The organism is Rhizobium acidisoli, from assembly GCF_002531755.2.
Taxonomy (GTDB): Bacteria; Pseudomonadota; Alphaproteobacteria; order Rhizobiales; family Rhizobiaceae; genus Rhizobium; species Rhizobium acidisoli.
In genome coordinates this window covers 1,401,465-1,422,341 of the sequence record NZ_CP034998.1, presented here as the reverse complement: position 1 = coordinate 1,422,341, position 20,877 = coordinate 1,401,465, and the positions used below count along the sequence as shown (strand labels likewise).

Sequence of the window (20,877 nt, the reverse complement as noted above, 5' to 3'; positions counted from 1 at the left end):
TGGAGGCCACGCCATGCTCCCTGCCCTCCTGACCTATGAAGCAAGCGTATCGAAGCTGAGCTGGCCCGCTGCGGTCGATGCCTTGCGCCGCGGCCATCAGCGGCCCCGGCCAGAACAGGGAGACCTGCTGCTCGGCTCGGACGATGCACGGCTTTTGAACCGCGCCACCCGGATCGATGGTCTCGGCTTCGCGGTCAAGGCGGACAGCGTCTTTCCCGGCAATGCCAAAAGGGGACTGCCCTCGGTTCAAGGGGCGGTTCTGCTGTTCGATGCGGATTGCGGGGCCGTGCGGGCCGTCATCGATAGCCGGTTGGTCACGCACTACAAGACGGCGGCGGATTCCCTTCTCGGCGCGCAATGCCTGGCGCGCGCCGACAGCCGCCATCTGGTCATCCTGGGGGCCGGCGCTGTGGCCGCCACTCTCGCGCGGGCCTATGACGCCGCCTTTCCCGATATCGAGCGCATCTCGATCTGGTCGCGCCGCCCGGAACAAGCCGAAGCGCTTGCCGCCACGCTTGGCGATCTGCGCGCTAAGGTCACGGCCGCTGCCGACGTGGCGGAGGCGGTTCGGACGGCCGATATCGTTTCGGCTGCGACGATGGCGCGTTCCCCGATCCTTCGGGGCGAATGGGTCCGCCCCGGCACCCATATCGATCTGATCGGCGCTTTCACGCCCGATATGCGCGAGGCCGATGACGCGCTGATCGCCGCGGGGCTGGTCTATGTGGATTTCATGGAGACGGTGATGGACCGGATCGGCGAGATCATGCAGCCGATCGCGGCCGGCGCCATCAAACGCTCCCATATCAGGGGAGATCTCTATGATCTCGTGACAGCAGGCACGACGAGCCGCCAATCCGACGAGCAGATCACCGTCTTCAAGAATGGCGGCGGCGCGCATCTCGATCTGATGATGGCGAGCTACGTGGTCGATGCGGTCAATGCTTAGCCATCGCCCTCCGTATCCGGCCACAAGGCCGGAACGGTAGCGAAATCGCCTCCGGGCATAGCGAATTTCGAGATCGCCGGCGAGTGCGTCCGCCGAGCGCTTGGCCGTGCGCGCTCTGAGGTTGGAACGACCATTGTTTCCAGAAATTGCAAGCCGGGCGGTTATCACCCAGCCGCGCAATAGCGAAAGCTGAAAAATCAGCCTTCGATAATAACAGGAACCGCAAACTAGGAGAGAACCGTGAAGATCTTATGGAAAGCACTTTGTGCTGCCGCAATGGTCGGGATGACCATGATGCCCGCACAGGCCGAAGAAAAGACCATTTCGATGGGAACGATGACGTGGGAAGACCTTACCCCGATCACCGAAATCACCAAGAAAGTCCTCGAGGATGCGGGCTACACCGTCAAGGTGACCCAATTCTCCGAGTGGGGCATTGCCTATGCCGCTCTTGCCAAGGGCGACATCCAGGTTCTGACCTCCCAGACGGACTACGCCGCCCAGGACTACTGGGACAAGAATAAGAACAAGCTGGAGAAGCTGTCGCCAGTTTCGCACGGCCTTTACCAGGCGGTCGCAGTGCCGAAATACGTCACCATCGACTCGCTGGATCAGCTCAACGACAATGCCGACAAGTTCGGCGGCAAGATCGTCGGCATCGAGCCCGGCGCCGGGCTGATGCGTGACACCGCCAACGCGGTCAAGGACTATGGTCTGAAGCTCCAGCTTATCGAGGGCAGCACGGCCGGCATGACGGCGGCGCTGAAGTCTGCGATCGACCGCAAGGAATGGGTGGCCGTGACCCTGTGGACGCCATCCTGGATGGCCCAGAAATACGACATCAAGTTTCTGCAGGACCCGAAGGGCGTCTACCCGCCGCCGCAGAGCTACTACTGGATCGGCCATAGAGGCTTTTCGGCAGACTATCCGCATGCCCGCGAGGTCTGGCCAGCGTCTACCTGCCGATTGACGACATCACCGCCATCAACGGCGCCGTCAAGGACGGCAATTCGATGGACGAAGCGATCAAGACCTGGATCGACGCCCATGCCGACCTGATGAAACGCTGGGAAAACGTCAAGTCCAAATAAGAGAACCAGGCTGGTCGTCCGGCCGCAAGCCGGGCGGCCAGCATTCCGATAAAAATCGCGCTTGGCGCTTTGCCGGGATGCCACCTCCGTTCAAAAGGGCAGGAAGTCGAACAAGCGATTGCTGGCGCTCGCTGCCCAGGAGGGCTTGACGCTCCCGGCGATCAATGGCGGGCCGGACGAAGGCGCCAGCGGCGATTGATAGAACCGATTGAGCATCGCGTCGCAGACATGGTGACCCCAAGTCGTCAGATACTCCGTCTCCTTGGCGCCGAGGAAATGAAGGTAGGTGCCGACGTCGGAAGGATCGACCGACGATGGCGGCAGCGTGTAAGAGGCATAGGGCGCGAGTTCGGCCTCCTTGCTGTCGATCGACCAATAGACGCCGCGCGTACTCGCGCGCAAAGCCGATTTCGAAGGAGCGTCGAGGCCGAGCATGTCGGCCTGTTCTGCTGCCTTGAAGCCACCGATCAGGTCTCGCCGCCGCAACGACCTCACCTGATTGTCGGTGGTGTCGAGAACACGCTTCAGCTGGCTGAGATAATTCCAGTATCCGCGGGTGGAGGAGCGCCAAGGCGCGCCGGCATCGCTGACAAGCAGGCAATCGCAGCGTTTCAGCGCCGGCTCGATGCCGTGATTGTCGTAAACGCCGCCATCGCTGAGGATTGCCCGGCCCGGCGCAACGGGTTCGCCGACGGTATCGTCGAGTTTTTCCCTCGTCCAGGAAAACTGCGACAGGTCCAATCGCAGCGGGGACAGCACGGGCGGGAATGCCGCCGAAGCCGCAACTGCGGTCGCGAGCGAAAGTGCGGGATGAAACGACACGCCAATCCTGTAATCCGCGATATAGCGGTTCGACATGCGGAAGAGCGAACCGGTGCTGAGATTGCTGGCGCAGAAGACGAACCAGGGCGCGTTCGGAAGATCTTTCAGGCTTGGCGATTTTCCGTCGAACAGATGTCGCTCATAGAGTTTGGCGGCCTCCTCCGCCGCGCTCGAGAAGGGATTGAACACGCCCTTCAGAAAGCTCGGGCCATCGGCAAAGACCTGGCTGAAGGCCAGAATGCGATCGACATATTCTGTTCTGAAGTTGACGGCGACACCGTTCTCAAAGACCAGCCGCGGCCAGATATAGGCGAGCAGGCCGGAGGCGATCGATCCGCCTGAGACCGAGGAGATCATATCGAGCTTCGCCAGAAGACCGGCCTCGTTCAGCCTCGCCAGCGATCCCGCATGAAAGAGCATGGCCCGACAGCCGCCGCCGGAAAGGCAGAGGCCGAGTTGATAGCGCTCCGCCGGCTTGTCGGGTTCGTCGGGTCCCGGCAGAACGGTGTTCGATCGGGAATGCTCGCCTTCTGACATGCTCGGCCTCGCTTAGGAATGTGAGTTTCCCAACATTTCTTCCTCCGGGCAACGACCGGTTGCTTGTTTTTGGGCCTGCGCGCTACCTGCTCGTATATCGGCGGGAATTGGCATCGCATTTTTGCCACTCCCAGTTTATTTCGGCTTCGCCTTCATGGCCGTAGCACCAGTCGACGCGGTTGAGCAGCGGACCGAGTTCGTCGCGCCGTTTGCAGGCCCGTAGCACCTCGGTGCCCTGGCGATCGACACTCGTGCGGCAGAGGTCGTCCAGTCCTGTCCACTGATGGATCAACCGGTCCGGCGCTTTTGCCCCCTTGTCCGTGGTGAGTACCTTTCCGCTCTCGGACTCGATCTGCAGAGAGGCCGTGTTCCACACGAAGGAGAATTCCGCCATGCCGGAGGAAGTCTTACCCGTGTCCCTGTTTCCGGCAAACCACTCGATAACTCCCGACATCTCGCATTTTCCGGCACAGCTGGCAGTGACGGAGCCTGGCTTGACGCTGTAGATGCGCTGCGGCCAGCGTTGGGCGAAGGTCGCCTTGTCTTTTAGCACGACGCCTTTGTCGACCGGATTTCCGAAGAAGGAGACCTCGTCGGCATAGACGTCCTTCATGAAGGCCAACGCCGAGGCGCTGTCTTTCGACCATTCGTCATTGTATCGGTTGACGAAATCAACCGCCTCCGTGGTCAGGTCGCCGGGTTCGGCTGCGGCCACCTCCTCAGAATCGCTTGAGTCCGGTAGCATGACGGCGGGTGTTGCGCTCACCTCAGGCGCGGCGTCCGATGGCGGTGCCGCGCCTTCCTCTGGCGAGGGCATATCCTCGGGAGTGTTGATGTTCCAGTCCCGCATTTCCGCAGCGGTGAGATACCTGATATCGGAGCTGTCGATCGACAGGCTGAGCTGCAGCAGATTGGGGCTTACCCCCATGTCGGTGAGATAGCCGATGATCTCGCCGGTCAGTGCTTGAACAGTCGAGATGGCCAATTGGCTGTCGATGGCAACATCGTCGGACAGGGAAACGCGATGCACGCCGATGGAGCCCGGCTGGGCAAATCTTTCAACGCCACCGACAAAGGCGAAGGCGCAAGCCGACGCGCACTCGGCGGCTCTGATCTGTATCGTTTTTGCATTCAGGAGGCGGAGGGCCCGACCGAACCTAATCGCTGCGACCACGTTTCCGCCGGGCGAATCAAAGGTGACATAGCTCGGCTGGTATTGCGTATATTCGTCGACAAGCGTCATCGCATCGTCGGAACTCTCGAACACGCCTTTTATCGTCAGGGCGCGTTCTCCCGGCGCGGTCTCCAGACGTTGGTAGGAAATGGCCGCATGCCCCTTTCCGGCCATGGCAACGAACGCCAGCAGCATCGATATCAACGAGACGAATTTCCGCATTCTTCCCCAGCCCTCGAGCACCCTTACTTCTCCTGTCGTCATTCGCAGCATAGCTTGCGCAGGTCTGTATAGCCGGATGATGAAAATCCCCTGCTCCACCAGCCTCATCCGTGACCGGCCGACGCCAATTACGGTCCGAAGAACAATAGCTTCGCAGAGAATGTTGACAGCTGCCCCAGCAGCTTAAGATCAATGCACAAGGGCGATCTTCTGGCAAGCGCCACAATCAGAAGTGATGAGACAAGGTAAATGCCGCCCCTTCGCAGTTCTCGAGGCATCATAGACGCGTGCAATTGATATCGGCTATGTCGCCTGCACCGACACATTTGATCAGCGAGGCCGTTCGTGACTTCCACCTATGACACCCACGTCCTCGACCTGAGGAATGATCTTGGTTTCTTCGCCCTTCTTACCGGAAGCTACCTGCGCATCACCGGCCGCCGTCTTATCGAGGAGGGGCAAGGGCCGAACTGGCTTTACAATGATGCGCCTTTCGTGGTCCTTGCCCACAATACCCTGCCCGACCCGCGCTTCATCTATGCGAATAGGACTGCGCAGAAGTGCTTCGAATACAGCTGGGATGAATTCATCACGCTGCCGTCGCGGCTTTCGGCCGAACAGCCTGATCGCGCCGAGCGCCAGCGGCTGCTCGATTCCGTCACGCGTGATGGTTTTGTCGATAGTGGCCGCGGTGTCAGAGTCGCGAAATCGGGCCGCCGTTTCTGGGTCGACAACTTCACCGTCTGGCAGCTCATCGATGAAGCGGGCAAGCTGTTGGGTCAGGCTGCGATATTCTCTTCATGGCGGGACGCGTAGTCTCTACGGTTTCACGCGGTCGGGATGCGCCGCCTGAAAGGCGGGAAGTTCGGCGCATCTGGCGTCGATGTCGGTGATGCGGCTGAAAGCGGTCACAACAACGCCCCAGCGGCGGGCATTGTAGAGCTGGGGAATAAGGCAGAGGTCGGCCATCGTCGGCCTATCGCCAAAGCTGAACTTTCCATCGGCCTCGCCGATCATGGCCTCCACTAGGCGAAGCCCGTCGCCGATGAAATGCTTCATCCATTCCTCGCGGGCATCGGCCTTTTCCGTCAGCGTCATGAGATGCGAGACGACATGCAGATTGCAGATCGGATGGATGTCCATGGCGACCGCATAGGCCAGGGCGCGGACTCTCTGACGATCGGCGCTATCGGTTGGCAGCAATCCGCATTCCGGGCGAAGCTCGGCCAGATATTCGATGATGGCAAGCGATTGCGTCAGCGGCCTTCCATCGATTACCAGGGTCGGCACCAGCCCCTGGGGGTTGAGCGTGAGATAGTCCGGCGTTCGGTGCGCGCCCTCCAGCAGATTGACCGGCACCGTCCTGTAGTCGATCTCCAGCAGGTTGAGCGCGATGCGGACACGATAGCTCGCCGACGATCTCCAGTAGTCGTAAAGAACGACCTCGCTCATTGCGCCCTCGCTCCGCCATAACGTTCGACGGTCTGCTCGATCGCCCCGAAGATCGAATGGCCGGCGCGGTCCTTCATCTCGATGCGGACCTGATCGCCGAACTGCATGAACGGCGTTTTCGGCGCGCCGGTTTCGATCGTCTCGATCATCCGGATTTCGGCGATGCAGGAATAACCGTCGCCGCCGTCTTCGATCGGCCGGCCCGGGCCGCCATCCAGCTTGTTGGAAACCGTTCCCGAGCCGATGATGGTTCCGGCCGTCAGACTGCGGGTTTTGGCGGCATGGGCGACCAGCTGGCCGAAATCGAACGTCATATCCACCCCGGCATTGGCCTTGCCGAACGGCCTGCCGTTCAGGCTGACGAGCAGCGGCAGATGCAGCTTGCCGCCATCCCACGCCTCCCCCAGCTCGTCCGGCGTCACCGTCACGGGCGAAAATGCCGATGCCGGCTTGGACTGGAAGAAACCGAACCCTTTGGCCAGTTCGTCGGGGATCAGGCCGCGCAGCGATACATCGTTGACCAGCATCACCAGCCGGATGGCGTCGCGCGCCGCGTCCGGACCCACCCCCATGGCAACGTCGCCGGTGATGACGGCGACCTCGCCCTCCATGTCGATCCCATAGGCCTCGTCGGCCACCAGGATCGGATCGCGCGGCGCGAGGAAAGCATCCGAGCCGCCCTGATACATCAGTGGATCGGTCCAGAAGCTCGCCGGCATTTCGGCGCCGCGGGCCTTGCGCACCAGTTCGACATGGTTGACGTAAGCGGAACCGTCCGCCCATTGATAGGCCCGCGGTAGAGGTGACGTAGCGTCATGCTCGTGAAAGCGGATCGTCGGCTGGGCTCCGGTTTCGATGCCTTCGGCAATCAGCTGAAGTCTCGGTGCCACATGCTCCCAGTCATCGAGCGCTGCCTGCAGGGTGCGGGTGATATGGCCGACTTCCGAGCAGCGGGTCAGGTCGCGGGAGACAACGACGAGGCGGCCGTCCCTGGTGGAGTCCTTCAAGGTCGCAAGTTTCATGTTCCAATTCCGATGCTATCACTTGATACCGGGGGTGCCGTCGAACTTGCGCTCCAGCCCGTCCCAGCACTCGAGGTAATCCTCCTGCAGCGTTTCCAGCTCGGCCGCATATTTCGTCAGCTGTTGCGGGTATCGGGTCTCGAACATGAAGGCCATGGTGTGGTCGAGCTTCACCGGTTTCAGCTCGGCATTGGCTGCCTTTTCGAAGGCGAGCGCGTCCGGCCCGTGGGGAAGCATCATATTATGAAGGCTCATACCACCAGGCACGAAGCCCTCCTCCTTGGCATCATACTGGCCGTGGATCAGGCCCATGAACTCGCTCATGATGTTGCGGTGGTACCAGGGTGGACGGAATGTGTGCTCGGCGACCAGCCAGCGCGGCGGAAAGATCACGAAATCGACATTCGCGGTCCCGGCATCTTCGGTCGGGGCGGTCAGAACCGAGAAGATCGACGGATCGGGGTGATCGAAGCGGATGGCGCCGACCGGAGAAAATGTCCTGAGGTCGTATTTGAACGGGGCGTAGTTGCCGTGCCAGGCCACCACGTCGAGCGGCGAGTGGCCGATCTCCGTGACATAGAATTTTCCGCACCATTTCACGTGGACGCGGCACGGCGTTTCCTTGTCCTCGAAGGCGGCGACGGGTGTCTTGAAGTCGCGCGGGTTTGCCAGGCAGTTGGCGCCGATCGGCCCGCGGTCCGGCAGCGTGAATTTGGCGCCGTAGTTTTCGCATATATAGCCGCGCCAGACCGCCTGCTCGCCGGTCTTGAGGATCTTGAACATCATGCCGCGGGGGATGAGGCATATCTCCAGGGGCTCGACATCCATGATGCCCATTTCGGTGAACACCTTGATGGCGCCGAGCTGCGGCACGATCAGCAATTCGCCATCGGCATTGAAGAAGTAATCGTCGACCATGTCCTGGTTGAAGACGTAGGCATGGGCCGACATGCCGACCTGGGTAGCGGCATCGCCTGCCGTCGTGATGGTCCGCACGCCTTCCAGAAACGTCAGTTTCTCCTCGGGTGCGGGGATGGGATCCCAGCGAAGCTGGCCGAGAGGCAGCGAATGCTCGTCCAGGCAAGGCGCGGTTTTCCAGAGCGGATAGGAAGCGTTGGAGAAGCGGCGGGTGTGGCGCACGCTCGGGCGAATGCGGTAAAGCCAGGATCTTTCGTTCGTCCCGCGCGGCGCGGTGAAGGGCGAGCCGGAAAGCTGCTCGGCATAAAGACCGTAATTGCATTTCTGCGGGCTGTTCTGACCCTGCGGCAAAGCGCCGGGAAGCGACTCGGTCTCGAAGTCATTGCCGAAGCCCGGCATATATTTCAGCGTGCTTGCCGTCGCAGCTTCACCGCCGGAAGTCTGGATCGATGTCTGGTCCATTGCTCAACTCCTCCCTCAATCCCTCCAGCGCCGCGCATCGTTCAGAGACGCGGCGCTCAGGAGTTTACTCCGCTGCCGTCCCGATGACACCACGCTTGATCTGATCGGCCTCGATCGACTCGAACAGCGCCCGGAAGTTGCCTTCGCCAAATCCCTCGTCGCCCTTGCGCTGGATGAATTCGAAGAAGATCGGGCCGATGACGGTTTTGGAGAAGATCTGCAGCAGGATTTTTGTCATGCCGCCATTCACCACGCCCTCCCCGTCGATCAGGATGCCGTGTTTCTTCATGCGTTCGATGGGTTCGCTATGGCCGTTCACCCGTTCATAGGACATGTCGTAATAGGTCTCCGGCGGACCCGGCATGAAGCGCAAGCCGTTATCGGCGAGCTTGTCGGTCGCGCCGTAAATGTCCTCGGTGCCGACGGCGATGTGCTGGATGCCCTCGCCCCGGTACTTCTTCAGATATTCCTCGATCTGGCTGGTGTCGTCCTTCGATTCATTCAATGGAATGCGGATCTTGCCGCAGGGCGAGGTGATGGCGCGGCTGACCAGACCGGTGATGCGGCCGTCAATATCGAAGAAGTGGATCTGCTTGAAGTTGAACAGCTCGCGGTAGAAATCCCACCACTTGTCCATGTTGCCGCGGAAGACGTTGTGGGTGAGATGGTCGAGATAGTAGAAACCGATCCCCTCGGGTCGCGGGTTGCGCTCGCCCAGCCAATCGAACTCGGCATCGTAGGCCGAACCCTTCGCCCCATAGGTTTCGACGAAATAGAGCAGCGAGCCGCCGATGCCAGTAATGGCCGGGACGTCGAGCATCTTGTCGTCGCCTTCGTAGGGAACAGCACCCTTCGACACCGCATGGTCGAAAGCATGTTTGGCATCGACGACACGCCAGGCCATCGATGCGGCGCAGGGACCGTGTTGCCCAACGAAGCGGGCGGCATGGCTGCCGGGCTCGGCATTCACCACATAATTGATGTCTCCCTGGCGCCAGACGGTGATGTCTTTCGTCTTGTGCCTGGCGACAGCGACATAGCCCATGCGCGTGAAAAGTTCGCTGAGCTTCTCGGGTTCGGGATGTGCGAATTCGACGAATTCGAAACCGTCGGTGCCGGCCGGATTGTCGGCGGTGATTTCGGATGGCGGCGCATCGTGCGGGAAAGGACCCATTTTCTCCTCCTGAAGAGATGGAGTTTGACTGTGCAAAGTGTGGCGCAAAACACGTGCAAAATCCTTGCATTCTTCATGTTCGAAGAAGATATTATGCACGGTTCGTGAGCATAATGGAGATTTCGTGCAATGGATGAACAGCTCGACAAATTGGATTTGCGCCTGCTCGAGGAACTGCAAAAGGACGGCAGGTTGACGAACAACGAGCTGGGGGATCGCATCGCGCTGTCACCGTCGCAATGCTCGCGCCGGCGCACGCGGCTGGAAGCCGAGGGCTATATTCGCAGCTACCGGGCCTATCTCGATCGAGAGAAGCTGGGCCTGGATATGCTGGTGGTCATTTCCGTGACGCTTGCGACCCACAATAGAGACAATGCCCGCCGATTTTCCCAGTTGATCAACGGGTTGCCGGAAGTTCTCGAAGCCTATGCTTTGACGGGGGAAATGGACTACCACCTGAAGGTGGCGGCCCGCGGCCTCGCCGATCTTTCAAAATTCGTCAACGACGTTCTCTTGCCGCACGAGTCGGTCCAGCACGTGAAGACCTCGATCGTGCTCGACACGCTGAAGACATTCGAGGGCTTTCCGGTGCACATGCCGGGCAGCCGCCATGGCGACAGCATGCGATAAGTTTGAAGACATCCCCTGCCCCGCCGGCGGTAGGCGTCAGAGCGGCAATTCGGTCGAGAATTTCAATTCGCGCAGCACGAAGCTCGAGACAACTGTGCGCACATGCGGGTTGCGCATGAGGTAGCGCGTCATGAAGGCTTCGTAGCTTTCGACGTCCCTCGCCCGGATCTTCAGCATATAGTCGAAGGCGCCCGACAAGGCGTAACACTCCATGATCTCCGGCCGCTCCAGCACCACCGCAGCGAAAGAGGCGACCGCCTCCTCATGGTGATCTTCCAGCGTCACATGCGCGATCACGCAGAGCTTGAGATCGAGTTTGCCGGGATCGAGCAGCGTCACCCGCTTGCGGATGACGCCGTCGGCTTCGAGTTCCTGGATCTTCCGCCAGGCCGAACTCTGCGACATGCCGGCCTTCTCAGCCAGATCTGCCAGAGAAAGGCTGCCGTCGGCCTGAATGAGCTGCAGAAGGGTTCGGCGAAAGTTCCCAGTTTCTTTCATTTGCGGCCCCAGGTTCGGGAAAATTTGCCACCATTATCGCAAGATCCAAGATGAAAGAAAAGAAAATCCGCCAAAGCTGGAGGATAATGGCAGCCATATCGTCATGCTCCGGGAGGATCAGCCTATGACCAAGGAAAGCAGCTACACCGCCAAACTGCCCGGCCCGGACCGCCTTTATGACTACACAGCCGAGGAAGATGCGATCTGGGGCGAACTCTACCGGCGCCAGATGAAGATGCTGGCCGATACCGCCTGCCGCGAATATCTGGACGGCGTCACGCTGCTGGGGCTCAAGCCGGAGAAGGTGCCGCAGCTTCTCGATGTGAACAGACGCCTGAACGAGACCACCGGCTTCGGCGTCGAAGGCGTGCCGGCGCTCATCCCGCCCTCGCGCTTTTACGAGCTTCTGTCGCAGGGCAAATTCCCGCTGGCAACCTTCCTGCGCCGTCGCGAGCATATCGATTATATCGAGGAACCGGACCTGTTCCACGAGGTGTTCGGCCACTGCCCGCTGCTGACCAACCAGAGCTATGCCAATTTCGTCCGCCATTTCGGTGAAACCGCCGTCCGGCTCGGCAAGGGTTATTCCTGGCATCTGTTCCGGATCTTCTGGTTCACTGTCGAATTCGGGCTGATCAACACGCCGCAGGGACGCCGCTGCTTCGGCGCAGGCATCGTCTCATCACCAAGCGAAGCCAAGGCGGCAACCGAAGGCACGGCCTGCGAGTTTCGGCCGTTCGATCTGCTGAGCGTGCTGAGGACGCCCTACCGCATCGATATTCTCCAGCCGATCTACTACGTCATCGACAGCTTTGCCGATCTGGAGGCGATCGTGGAACAGGATATCGAGGGCACGATCCTCAAGGCGAAATCGCTCGGTGATTTCGCTCCCGCTTTCGAAGCCAAGGCTTCGTAAACGCCGACGGGGTGAAACGAGGGTGGGGATTGACGATCTCTCCTCGCTCACTTCGGAGCGACTGAACTTCGATTGACGAAATCGACCAGGACGCCCGGCTTGACCATGCCGGCCAGTTCTTCAACGTCCCAGTTCGTCAGCCGCACGCAACCATGCGAGCCGACCTTGTCGATCAGCTTTGGCTCAGGTGTCCCGTGTATGCCATAGGTAGGCTCTGTCAGATCGATCCAGACGGTACCGACCGGACCGTTCGGCCCTTTCGGAATGGTCAGGACCTTGTCGTTCTTTCCCTGCTTGAAGTTGCGCTTCGGGTCATAGCGGTAGACCGGCATTCTCGCGACGCCCTTGACCTTGTGTTTGCCCGACGGCGCCGGGTTGTCTTCGCTGCCGATCGTCGCGGGATAGACTGCAAGCAGCGCTCCGTCCTCGGCATAGGCGAGCACCTGGCCCGTCTTCCTGTCGGCCTCGATCCTCTTGACCTTGCCTTTCCTCGGGGGACCGGGGTTCACCACCCACACCGTATCGCCAGGCGCAAACTGCGAAGCCGGGTTGAGCGCATTGACGAGATCGATACCCATGTGGAACCGCTCGGATAGCTTTTCCGCAACGCTGGTATATCCCAAGCTCTGCATCTTGGCCTTCTCGCCATAATCCTCGGGTATCCGATCGACGAGGCCCTTGGCGTCGTCCGCCGAGACGACATAGCTCTCGACGATCGGTATCGAGGCACCTTCTTCCAAGCGGGAAACGACGTCCGGGTCCGCCCTTCCATCGATGGGAAGCTTGTTCATCGCCTCGAAACCGGCCACCGCCTTGTTGACGTTCTCGCCGGTGAGCCCGTCGATGACACCAGGAGATGCGCCTGCCCGATCGAGGAGGACCTGGAGGCGGACGATTGCCGGGTCCGGATCGTCGGACGAGCGCTTTTCTGTTTTGATTGATGCAATCGAAGCGGCGTTGATTGCATCGGGTTTGAGTTCTGCCGCGACACCATCGCCAACGGAGATGATCAAAGCGAGCAGCGACATCGGCAGGGCTGTTTTCATAGACGACAAATGGCCGTCGCCGAAACTTGTTCCATCGAGCAAGGATCCTCGGACTTTAGGCCTAAAGCGCGTCGCATCAAACTTGATTCATGTGACGCGCTTTAGCTCTTTGTTTTGATGCATGTCGTTATCCCGGAACCGCTGCACACTTCCGGGCGACATGCATTGGTCGCTTATGTCCTTCTTCAAATCACGGGCGTCTTCCCACGCCTCCTGGCTTCGCGCGATCTTGCCGCGCGGCGCGCCGGCCTTAGTTCCTCGATCGTCGGCAGCCACCACTCGGCACCTTGAACGGGAGGCGTTTTCGCAGGCCAGGTGCGGACGAGTTCTTCGAGCGTGGGCGCCCGCCAATATCCCCAGACGTGATCCTCGGTCACACCGGGATAGACGTCCGCGACGATATCCGGGTCGGCCAGTTCGCCGGTGATATAAGTAAAGATGACGATGCCGTAGGAGATGGCGACCGGTCTTCCCAGCGGCGGCAGATCGTCACCGGGAAGCGGGTAGCGATGACGCTTTCGTTCCGCAGAGCGCAGTTTGCTGCGCATCTCCTGTTCCGTCCCTTTCCTCTCCTCGGCCCGGCGCCGTCTCTCTTCCGGCTCGTTTCTGCGAGCCGCCGCTTCGATATCGGGCCATCTGCGCCTGAGGTCCTCATAGGATCGGAAGGGAACGTGCCATATTCTGAGATCGCCGTCCCACCGGGACAATGGCACCTCGCGCAGTTCGTCGACGACAGTTTTCGAGTATGGCGTGCGGATTCGAAAACCTGCCTTGCCGAGTTGAAGATATGGGCTGTCGATCGGATCGAAGGCAAAGGCGTCGCGCCCCTTCGCATCCGCATGGGCGTCGGCTTCGGCCTCCAGCTCGGCAAGCCATCGCCCGATGCGGCGGGGCGCCGTCCGGCCGGGAACGAACCAGGCCTTGCGGGCATCGCTCCAGCGGGCACGCGGGAAACGCTTTCGGAACTGCTCGACAGTCATCCTGTCATAGGGGAAGGATACCTCGGCGCCGGGCTTGGGGTCGTCATCGCCCGCTGGCGCCTCGTCACGATCTGCCGGGGATTTCGTTTCGGTCATGGACTGAGAACGCTTGCACGACGGGATCTGTTTCCGGGGGACAGCCGGAAGCGACTAAATTTTCACTCGGAAAAACGAGACCGCGATAAGACCGCGGGCAATTCCTCTTCAATGAATTGTCTTCAATTGCGTTTCCGCATGTGAAACATCCTGCAGTGTCGCCATGAGCTTTTCAAACTCGTTCAGGACACGATTGAATTCGGCGTCCGGCATGCCGGTGATCTCCGCTATCGTCGAGGAAACGGAGGCGATGAGCCTGTCGATCCAGACACAGCGGTCGGCCGGCACATGGCCGAGAACCTCATGCCGATGGGTCTGCAGCTCGCGCAGAATGCGGACGATAAGGGCGCCCCGGTCCGCCCTGCTCAGGAACCGGAGCCTTGCCTGCGCCCTCTGGATTTCCGTTACCAGCGTCGTCGCCATCCCCTGATCTCCGACCCTCAACGCAACCGATATCACAACCGTAGCGTTTGCAACACGGACTTTGGTCCAACATCGCGCGGCGCGGCCACGCTCAATTGCTCGTCGCCACGAGCACAGATGCGTCGCAATTGCGCCGCGGGCCGTCCCACGGCTGATATGTATTGTCTTCAGGCCGATACGACCTGTAGCGAGCGGCGCACCAGGCCGCCGCCTGTGCATTGACTGTCGTGCCCGCGCCTTCATCGGCCGCGGCGACATCAGGCTGGTGCGGCGAAGAGCAGGCGCGGATTTCGCCACTGTAGGATCGATAGCTGTTGGTCGCAGGATCGAAGGAGCGGTAACGTTGCGCGCACCAGGCAAGGTGTTCGGCCGAAAACTTTGGTTGCGGCACCAAGGGTTCGGTTGACGAGCCGATGGGATCCGGCTTCGCCCTTGCCGTCATGACGGCCGGCGCCTCGGTGACATAGCTGGAATAGACGGGCGCAATCCGTTCATAGCCCTGCTGATGAGGCTCGACTTTGACCGGCCCTGTCGTCCAAAGATCGGGCTCGGCGAGGTTCTGTAAGGCATGCGGCTCGGAATCCGCCGCGACGTGGGAGGCAACGGATGCGACGGCTATGCAGGCCCCGACCGAGCTGACGATGCCGAAGGCGACAGATGCGAGGCCATTCATTGTCCCGCTCCCTGCTGCTGCACCTGTGGAACCCAGACGCGGCTGACCGTGCTGCCCTGTCGGCTGCCGGTGACGACAAGCACGGCGAGGATACCGGCGATCGCCAGCAGGATGACGACCAGCGGCAGAGCCAGACCAGTGGATTTCTCTTCGGAATAAATCATTTTCCTCTCCTCATCCCGGCGGCGCTAAGCCGCCGGGCGCCGGCTGCTAGGCCGAAATGATGTAGACGATCGTCAACGCAGAGGGATCGACGATAACGATCCGACCGTCGGCGAGGATGAAGAAACGATAGGCCTTGTACTGCGGAACGATTTCCACGATCCGCGGCGGCAGCGGCTCGAGCCTGATCTTCTTCGGGATGGCCGTGCCGACCGAGACCGTGAAATTCGTCTCACGAACCGGCTCGACATGAACGTCCTTCACGACAGTCCGGATTTCCGTCTGCTGCTCGACCGAGATGTTGACGTTGGTCGTATTGTTGGTCTCGGTCTTGGTGGTGTTCTTGGTGTTGCTGTCGACCGACGTGTTGTTGTTCTCGACGTTCGTCTTGCTGTTGGACTGGGTCTCGGTCGAACCGCCGGAAGACTTCGCGGCATCGCCGGATTTTTGGGTTTCGCCACCGGTCGAGGTGCCGGTGGATGTCTGGGAGTCCTGGCTGGCGGCAGGCTTCTGGCTTTCCGTCGAGGACTGTTTCGACTTGGGCGTCTTCGAGCTGTCAGAGCTTCCGGACTGCGTCTTCGCGCCCGGCTCGGTTGCCGTCTGACCCGAGGATCCATCGGTGGCGGTCCCAGAGGATGCGCCCGACGAGCTTCCGTCAGAGCCTGAAGGCTGCTGCGTGCCCTGACCTGTCGATGCGCCCGCGCCGCCCGCTTCCGGCTGCTGCGCGGCACCGCCGCTGGACTGGTCGTTCTGAGCCGCACCCTTCTTGGGAAGGATCGGTGCATCCTGCGCCGAGGCTGAGATGCCGATTGGCGAGACGCCGATCGAAAGTGCCGTCATCAGGACGGCGAGTATCTTGGTCTTCATAACAAACTCACTGATTTTGGCCGCACGACGTCGCTGCTGCGCGCCGTGCGGCTGTTCTAAACGATGATTTCCGGAGTAAGCCGCGGCAGAGGGGCCGCGGAGAGGTCAAGTCACTTGATGACCTGGATAACCTTGCGAGAAGACGGTTCGACGATGACACGTTCATCGTTGACCACCGCATAGGCATATGTCGGATCATCCGGAATAGGCGTCACGACGACCGTCTCCGGCAGCGGCTGTCCGACGACAACCTTCTCCTTGACGACCACGCGCGCCGATGGGGCCGGAGCCTCGCGGACATAGGTGACGACCTTCTGCGGCGGCGGATCGATCGCGGTGCCGACGATGGCGCCGGCAACACCGCCGACAGCAGCGCCGACGGGGCCACCGACGATCGCTCCGGTAACCGCGCCGCCGGCCGCACCATTGACGGTCGAGGACTGGGCGAATGCGACGCCCGACATGAGGGTCGCGGCAGTTGCCGCACAAACGATAAGCTTGGAGAGCATATTTTCCTCCTTCTGTTTTGAAGCGGCCTTGGTGACCGCTGCCAAACCAACCAGTTAGCGGCGTGGTCGTTCCACGCCCCGGACCTCAGTCCGATCGATCCCGGCCTTTGGTCCTAAGCGCATTTCAATGTCCGTTGCCGGCGCTATTTTCGGATGGAAAGGAACCGGTCGTACGCGGCATAGGCAGGAGACTGAAGGAGATGGCACGATCCAACCGCAGGGAGGCGGGCCGCAGGCGCTTGGCGATGCGTCTGCCGGAGATGCGGAAGCTGATCATGGAAGCGCGCGATCCTTGGCAGCTCCAGCTCTTCGAGGCCTACCAGATGGCAATCGAAGCGCGCGATTCCGTTCGCAAACGACGGTTCGATCCGAAGCTGGTGCAAGAATATGACGAGACCTGTTTCGAGATCGAAAAACATGTCATCCGGGCGATCCACGAACCTTCCCTCGGACTTACGACCCCACAGCGCAAACCCGGCGAGCCGTCAGGCCGATAGACGTGTCTGGACATTCCATTTGGAAAGCATGCGTAGAGCCTCGTCCGGCCTCCCGAAGAGATAGCCCTGCCCCGTCTCGCATCCGAGCCGTTGCAACGCTTCGGCCTCCAGCTCGGTTTCAACACCTTCGCCGACGACCTGCAGGTTCAAGCCGTGCGCCAACGAAATGATGGCGCGGACGATCTCCAATACAGTCGGACTTCCGTTCATTCGCCGGACGAAGGACTGGTCGATCTTAAGCTTGTCGAGTGGAAGATCGGCAAGGTAGCTCATCGAGGAATAGCCGGTGCCGAAGTCGTCCAAGGCAATGACGACCCCTGCTTCGCGAAGCGCGCGCATCTTTGCGATCACGGCTCCGCCTTGGCCGAGGAAAGCCGACTCCGTCAGCTCGAGGCACAGGCGGGAAGGAGGAAGCCCGCTGTTTGACAAGGCCTCCCTCACATCGGCCTCGATGTCGGACTGCTCGAACTGAAGTGCCGAGACGTTGACGGCGACGCCGAGTTCACCGGGCCAGGCGGCCGCTTCGGTGCAGGCCTCGAACAGCGTCCAGCGGCCGATCTCGCAGATCAAGCCGGAGGATTCGGCAATCGGGATGAATTCGGCCGGCGATATCAAACCGAACTCGGGATGGTTCCATCGGATCAGGGCTTCGGCACCTAAAAGGCGCCCACTCGCAAATTCGATCTGCGGCTGGAACAGCAGGAAGAACTGCCGGTCCCGGAAAGCATCGCGCATGTCCCGTTCCAGCCGGCGTGACCGGGCCTGGCGAACGGCAGCGGAAGGATCGAAAGAAGACCATCGCCGGCCGGCCAGGGCCTTGGCAGCATCAAGCGCGGATTCGGCGGCGTTCAGGAGCGCGCCGGGGGCGGCATCTTCCGAGCTGGCTATTCCGACGTGGACCGAGATCGGCACGGCCGAACCGCGGAGCTGCAGAGGCTCCTCGAACAGCGCCAAAAGACCATTGGCAAAATCCTCAATCGGACGTGCGTCCGTCATCGAAGTGGCGATGCCAAAATGGTCACGGTCCAGTCTTGCCAGCAAATGCCCGGCGAATGCATCACCGAGTCTTGACGCGACGGCTTTCAGGAGTTCGTCGCCGACGTCGCGCCCAAGCGTGGCGCAAAGCGAGGAGAAACGTTCGATATCCAGCACGGAGACGAGGATATCGCCCTCGAGGGTTGCCAGCCGATATGCAAATTCCCGGCGATTGAGCAGTCCGGTGAGTTCGTCCAGCTCGGACAGAGTCTTCAACCGTTCTTCATAGTCGTATCGCGCGGTGATGTCCCGGATGATGAGGCAACCGGCAAATCGCGACCGCGCCGCGGCCGGATGCGCATTCGGCTGTTCAATGGGCGAAATCGTGACTGATGCCTCGTAATGCGTCGCCTGCGAACCCCTTTTGCCTGCGAAGTCGACAAGGGCCGTGTGCACCCTACCCGGTTCGGCGTCGCGCTCTGAAACCAGCCTGCGCACGAGGTCGATGATGGCGGCGTCGGTGCTGGCGAGAAGGGAGGCGCCGATCTCGGCTCGCAGCACCGCCTTTGCGGATTCGCTCGCCTCGACGATCCTCAGATCGCTGTCGAATGCGACGACACCGTCCGAACTGTCGGCGATGATCCTTCTCATCAGGCGTCGGGTGTTTCGAGCCTCGGTATTGGCGATGGCGACAAGCATTCGGCCGAGGTCGACACGCTCGTTCAGGGCGAGCATCCACGCAAGCAGCAGCGTCAACCACGGCACCGCCGTTCCGACAAGGATCGCGTACCGCCACTGTAGCAGGAATGCGCCGATCTCGCCGACGGCAACGATGGTCAGTGCGACCGCCATCATCGTGACAAGGCCGGTTGAACGGCTGCGGATGACGCCGACGATCAGCAGGGCCGCAAACAAGAGTTCCAGCGGAACCTCATCGACCATCCTGAGGAAACGGTTCTGGAGCAGCGTCTCGGCCGCGAGCACGTGAATAAGCGGGCCGGCGATGGCGCCGTAGACGGGAACGGCGAAAATGTCTTTCAGCTCGGCTGCCGATGCCCCGACCACTACCGAGCGGTCTCTGATTGCCTCTGCCGGCACGCTCCCGTTCAGCACGTCGGACAAGGAGAATGTCGGGACGGTGTCGGGCCTTATCGAGTAGTCGATCAGCCGGGAACCGGCACTGCCGTCTATCGTGCCAAGGGCTGCTGCGGCGGATTGGGTGGGGTTTCCATCGAGCTGGCTTCCCAGATCGAAACGGCGGACGATCCCGTCTGCATCCATCGCGACATTGGCGAATGCAGGCCAGGCATTCTGCAGGAGCTGCGGGATCGGCCTTGTCACCGCGGTTTCAGACGATGACGCCATCTCCTGCTGCCGGAACACCGGCAGAAGGACCCCTCCTCCGGATCTCGCGAGCGCCGCCGCCAGACGCTCGTCCTCCTCGGTGCCGGAGAAGGCGCTGAAATCAACGTCGAGGAAGACGTCCTTGGCGCCAGAGGCGACCAGCTTATCGAGCAGCGTCGCGTAAATGTGCCGCGGCCAGGGCCATGTGCCGACGGCGTCGAGGGAGTGCTTGTCGATTGCAACGAAGACGATGTTGCCGGTGGCGGTGCGAGGCGCCCATTCGAAGCGCTTGGCGAAAAGACTGTTGTTGATCCCCTGCAGGAGGCCGAGACTGGATCCGGCCATGGGCAGCGCCAGCATGACGGCGATCAGCAAAAGCCGAACCGTGATCGTGCTGATGCCGTTGGAGAGGTGATCCCCAGCCGCCTTGGCTCTATCTCTCACTTGTCCTTGCCTTTGCCGTTTCCGCCGCCGTTACCTTTGCCACCGCCGTTATTATCGCCCTTGCCGCTGTTGCCGTTGCCATTGCCGGAATTGCCGTTGCCATTCCCACTGTTACCGCTGTCATCGGAATGACCGTTGCCATTGCCGTTGTTGCCGTTTCCGCCGGAATTGCCACGGCCGCCGCTATTGCCGTTTCCGCTGTTGCCGTTGCTGCTGGAATTTCCGTTGCTTTTGCCGTTGCTGCTGCTGTCATCGTCGTTCGCGTTGGTGGTCTTGCTCGTTGCCGAAGAGCTGCTCTTGGCCTCGGCGGTGGCGCCGGCGAGGCTCGTGGTGCCGACGGCCGGAATCTGGGCGACCGACGGCGCAACCGAGGTGATCTCGGGCTTGGATAACCGGCCCGCCACTGTCATGCCGGCTTTCTTGTCGACAGTCGCGCTCTGACCCGGCGCCACATTCGACCGCTGGCCGCTGGCAAACGAGGTGACCTGGACCAGGCCGCGATCCACGGCGACGGACGCCTTCGTCCTATCGGTCGTCACATGAAAGATCGTTCCTTTCACAACTGCCGCGAGGTAGGGCGTCTGTACGCTCGTATGCGGCTGGCGCCGCTTCTCGATTTCAAGGTCCAGCGAACCGACCTGCTGGTAGATCTGCGTCTTCATCGCAGCGGATTCGTTGGTGCAGATGGCGGCAAGCGTGTTTGGCTGAAACGTGATGCTCTCGACACCCCTGGCAAGCTGAACCCGCCCCCGCGGACCTGTGGAGACCCATGCCCGGTTGGGAACCACCTCGCCGGCGCGCAGGTCCTGCCAGTTCGTCCTGTCGACGGTATACTTCACCTGATCTGTCGCCTTGACCACCCGCCAGTCGTCGGCATCAGCAAAGACGGCTGTCGGCAGCAAGATCAATGCTGCGATCAGAATTCGAAAAATTGTCGACATGAATGCTATTCCCTCGGCCTTCGGACGAGTGAAGCATGTTCCAATTAAGAATG

The 20,877-nt window shown here is 61.0% G+C and carries 21 protein-coding genes and 1 pseudogene; 6 read left to right on the top strand and 16 right to left on the bottom strand.

What is annotated here, in order from left to right; all coding sequences use genetic code 11:
* Positions 1-13 precede the first annotated feature (13 nt).
* Together CO657_RS07125 and CO657_RS07120 are read left to right on the top strand one after the other, a co-directional pair.
* Positions 14-949 (top strand): ornithine cyclodeaminase family protein, encoded by a 936-nt coding sequence (locus CO657_RS07125; RefSeq protein ID WP_054185749.1) that lies wholly within the window; start codon positions 14-16, stop codon positions 947-949.
* A 240-nt stretch (positions 950-1,189) separates the two neighbouring features.
* Positions 1,190-2,040: pseudogene (locus tag CO657_RS07120) on the top strand (glycine betaine ABC transporter substrate-binding protein).
* A gap of 90 nt (positions 2,041-2,130) precedes the next feature.
* Here the strand turns inward: CO657_RS07120 and CO657_RS07115 are convergent.
* Both CO657_RS07115 and CO657_RS07110 read right to left on the bottom strand, forming a co-directional pair.
* Complete coding sequence (locus CO657_RS07115; RefSeq protein ID WP_054185748.1) at positions 2,131-3,399, bottom strand: patatin-like phospholipase family protein; 1,269 nt, start codon at positions 3,397-3,399, stop codon at positions 2,131-2,133.
* Positions 3,400-3,481: 82 nt separating this feature from the next.
* Positions 3,482-4,816, bottom strand: a complete 1,335-nt coding sequence (locus CO657_RS07110; RefSeq protein ID WP_054185747.1) for a COG3904 family protein — start codon at positions 4,814-4,816, stop codon at positions 3,482-3,484.
* A 324-nt stretch (positions 4,817-5,140) separates the two neighbouring features.
* Between CO657_RS07110 and CO657_RS07105 the strand changes: the two genes are divergently transcribed.
* Positions 5,141-5,611: an MEKHLA domain-containing protein gene (locus tag CO657_RS07105; RefSeq protein ID WP_003587103.1), complete on the top strand. Its 471-nt coding sequence runs from the start codon at positions 5,141-5,143 to the stop codon at positions 5,609-5,611.
* A 3-nt stretch (positions 5,612-5,614) separates the two neighbouring features.
* Here CO657_RS07105 and maiA read toward each other — a convergent pair whose 3' ends face one another.
* The 4 genes from maiA to hppD form a co-directional block, all read right to left on the bottom strand.
* On the bottom strand, positions 5,615-6,247 hold the full coding sequence (gene maiA, locus CO657_RS07100; RefSeq protein WP_054185746.1) for a maleylacetoacetate isomerase: 633 nt from the start codon (positions 6,245-6,247) through the stop codon (positions 5,615-5,617).
* On the bottom strand, positions 6,244-7,269 hold the full coding sequence (locus CO657_RS07095) for a fumarylacetoacetate hydrolase family protein (protein WP_054185745.1): 1,026 nt from the start codon (positions 7,267-7,269) through the stop codon (positions 6,244-6,246). The genes maiA and CO657_RS07095 overlap by 4 nt, the downstream gene beginning before the upstream one ends.
* Before the next feature lie 18 nt (positions 7,270-7,287).
* A complete protein-coding gene (gene hmgA, locus CO657_RS07090) occupies positions 7,288-8,649 on the bottom strand; it encodes a homogentisate 1,2-dioxygenase (RefSeq protein WP_054185744.1) in 1,362 nt (453 codons plus the stop codon).
* 64 nt (positions 8,650-8,713) lie between these two features.
* On the bottom strand, positions 8,714-9,823 hold the full coding sequence (gene hppD / locus CO657_RS07085; protein ID WP_054185743.1) for a 4-hydroxyphenylpyruvate dioxygenase: 1,110 nt from the start codon (positions 9,821-9,823) through the stop codon (positions 8,714-8,716).
* Between the two features lie 129 nt (positions 9,824-9,952).
* Between hppD and CO657_RS07080 the strand changes: the two genes are divergently transcribed.
* Entirely contained in the window at positions 9,953-10,453 is a 501-nt protein-coding gene (locus tag CO657_RS07080) for an Lrp/AsnC family transcriptional regulator (protein WP_003587110.1), read from the top strand.
* Positions 10,454-10,489: 36 nt separating this feature from the next.
* On the opposite strand, the gene CO657_RS07075 is transcribed toward CO657_RS07080, so the two are convergent.
* Positions 10,490-10,951 (bottom strand): Lrp/AsnC family transcriptional regulator, encoded by a 462-nt coding sequence (locus tag CO657_RS07075; RefSeq protein ID WP_012557411.1) that lies wholly within the window; start codon positions 10,949-10,951, stop codon positions 10,490-10,492.
* Between the two features lie 124 nt (positions 10,952-11,075).
* On the opposite strand from CO657_RS07075, the gene CO657_RS07070 reads away from it, so the two are divergent.
* A complete protein-coding gene (locus CO657_RS07070; RefSeq protein WP_012557410.1) occupies positions 11,076-11,867 on the top strand; it encodes a phenylalanine 4-monooxygenase in 792 nt (263 codons plus the stop codon).
* A gap of 47 nt (positions 11,868-11,914) precedes the next feature.
* Here CO657_RS07070 and CO657_RS07065 read toward each other — a convergent pair whose 3' ends face one another.
* The 7 genes from CO657_RS07065 to CO657_RS07040 all read right to left on the bottom strand — a co-directional run bounded on the left by CO657_RS07065 (position 11,915) and on the right by CO657_RS07040 (position 16,623).
* Positions 11,915-12,922: a L,D-transpeptidase family protein gene (locus CO657_RS07065; RefSeq protein ID WP_054185765.1), complete on the bottom strand. Its 1,008-nt coding sequence runs from the start codon at positions 12,920-12,922 to the stop codon at positions 11,915-11,917.
* A 176-nt stretch (positions 12,923-13,098) separates the two neighbouring features.
* Positions 13,099-13,989: a hypothetical protein gene (locus CO657_RS07060; RefSeq protein WP_054185742.1), complete on the bottom strand. Its 891-nt coding sequence runs from the start codon at positions 13,987-13,989 to the stop codon at positions 13,099-13,101.
* A 108-nt stretch (positions 13,990-14,097) separates the two neighbouring features.
* A complete protein-coding gene (locus CO657_RS07055) occupies positions 14,098-14,412 on the bottom strand; it encodes a hypothetical protein (RefSeq protein WP_003587119.1) in 315 nt (104 codons plus the stop codon).
* A 91-nt stretch (positions 14,413-14,503) separates the two neighbouring features.
* Complete coding sequence (locus tag CO657_RS07050) at positions 14,504-15,085, bottom strand: BA14K family protein (protein ID WP_054185741.1); 582 nt, start codon at positions 15,083-15,085, stop codon at positions 14,504-14,506.
* Positions 15,082-15,249, bottom strand: coding sequence for a hypothetical protein (locus tag CO657_RS36655; RefSeq protein WP_164918667.1), 168 nt, complete (start codon positions 15,247-15,249; stop codon positions 15,082-15,084). Before CO657_RS36655 ends, CO657_RS07050 begins: the two co-directional genes overlap by 4 nt.
* Positions 15,250-15,295: 46 nt before the next feature.
* Positions 15,296-16,114, bottom strand: coding sequence for a DUF1236 domain-containing protein (locus CO657_RS07045; protein WP_054185740.1), 819 nt, complete (start codon positions 16,112-16,114; stop codon positions 15,296-15,298).
* Positions 16,115-16,224: 110 nt separating this feature from the next.
* Entirely contained in the window at positions 16,225-16,623 is a 399-nt protein-coding gene (locus CO657_RS07040) for a DUF1236 domain-containing protein (RefSeq protein WP_003587123.1), read from the bottom strand.
* 200 nt (positions 16,624-16,823) lie between these two features.
* Here CO657_RS07040 and CO657_RS07035 point away from each other — a divergent pair, with 200 nt between their 5' ends.
* The gene (locus CO657_RS07035) at positions 16,824-17,120 is read left to right on the top strand and encodes a hypothetical protein (protein WP_054185739.1); all 297 of its coding nucleotides are present in this window, start codon (positions 16,824-16,826) and stop codon (positions 17,118-17,120) included.
* On the opposite strand, the gene CO657_RS07030 is transcribed toward CO657_RS07035, so the two are convergent.
* Positions 17,109-19,883, bottom strand: coding sequence for an EAL domain-containing protein (locus CO657_RS07030; protein WP_054185738.1), 2,775 nt, complete (start codon positions 19,881-19,883; stop codon positions 17,109-17,111). The two genes, CO657_RS07035 and CO657_RS07030, sit on opposite strands and share 12 nt — an antisense overlap.
* Entirely contained in the window at positions 19,880-20,824 is a 945-nt protein-coding gene (locus CO657_RS07025) for a FecR domain-containing protein (RefSeq protein WP_054185737.1), read from the bottom strand. Before CO657_RS07025 ends, CO657_RS07030 begins: the two co-directional genes overlap by 4 nt.
* Positions 20,825-20,877 lie beyond the last annotated feature (53 nt).